At 78.7% G+C, this 1,064-nt stretch carries 1 protein-coding gene; it reads left to right on the top strand.

Features of this window, described 5'->3' with window-relative positions:
* Positions 1-749: aminotransferase class I/II-fold pyridoxal phosphate-dependent enzyme (locus DZG00_RS15705; RefSeq protein ID WP_147360076.1), on the top strand; the 749-nt coding region annotated here is incomplete at its 5' end.
* Positions 750-1,064: the final 315 nt, after the last annotated feature.

The raw sequence follows: 1,064 nt of genomic DNA, 5'->3' as shown, positions 1-1,064 counted from the left end.
CCCGGCCCGCACTCGCCTACCTCATGCCCGACTTCCACAACCCGACGGGCCGCACGATGCCCGAGGACCAGCGGGCGCGGATCGTGGCGCTCGCCGAGGCGCACGGCGTGACGGTGGTCGCCGACGAGACGACGGCCGAGCTCGACATCGACCGGCCGGGGGTGCATCCGCCGCTGGCCGTGCACGGGTCGCCGGGCGCGGTCGTGCTGGTGGGGTCGGTGGGGAAGACGGTGTGGGGCGGGCTGCGGGTCGGGTGGATCCGCGCGGGCCGGCCGCTGCTCCGCGAGCTGGCCCGGGCGCGCTCGGCCCGCGACCTCGGCACGCCCGTGCTCGAGCAGCTCGTGGTGGCCGAGGTGCTGGGCGGGATGGACGGGCTCCTCGCCGAGCGCGGCGCCCGCCTCCGCGAGACGCGCGACCACGTCGAGGCCGAGCTCGCGCGGCGCTTCCCCGGGTGGGAGGTGCCGCACGTCGACGGCGGACTGGCGGTGTGGGTCGGGATCGGCGCGCCCGTGAGCACGGAGCTCGCGCTCGCCGCCCGGTCGCGCGGGCTCGCCATCTCGGGCGGGAGCCGCTTCGGGCACGACGGCGCGTTCGAGCGGTTCCTGCGGATCCCCATCACGGCGCCGCCCGCGGCCACCGACCGCGCGCTCGACATCCTCGAGGAGGCCTGGCGCGGCGTCGCGCCCGACGCCGGCCGGTCCGACGCGGGCCGGGAGCACGACGTCGTGGACCGGTCGGTCCTGGTCTGACGAGCCGCGCCCGGCTGGGGACGCGGCCGACGGCCGGGCGGCGGATCCCGCTACCGTCCAGGGGTCCGCGCGTCCCCCGAGGAGCGTCCTCCACCACCTCCGCGTCGGCGGACGACGTCCCGTCGGGTCGCGAACCGCACGAGCCCGGAGGAACGACATGCGCATCCATCCGCCATCCACCACCCCCTCGACCCCGGCGGCTCCGGCCGCCTCACGCACCCGATCCCGACGGACGGCGGCCGCGGTCGCCGCGCTGGCGCTCGCCGGCGGCCTCGCCTCGGCGTCCGTCCTCGCGGCGCCCGTCGCGGCCTCGGC

The organism is Clavibacter lycopersici, assembly GCF_003576405.1.
GTDB lineage: Bacteria > Actinomycetota > Actinomycetes > Actinomycetales > Microbacteriaceae > Clavibacter > Clavibacter lycopersici.
Note: the sequence above shows the minus strand (reverse complement) of the source record. Positions and strands in the feature narration are given on the sequence as shown.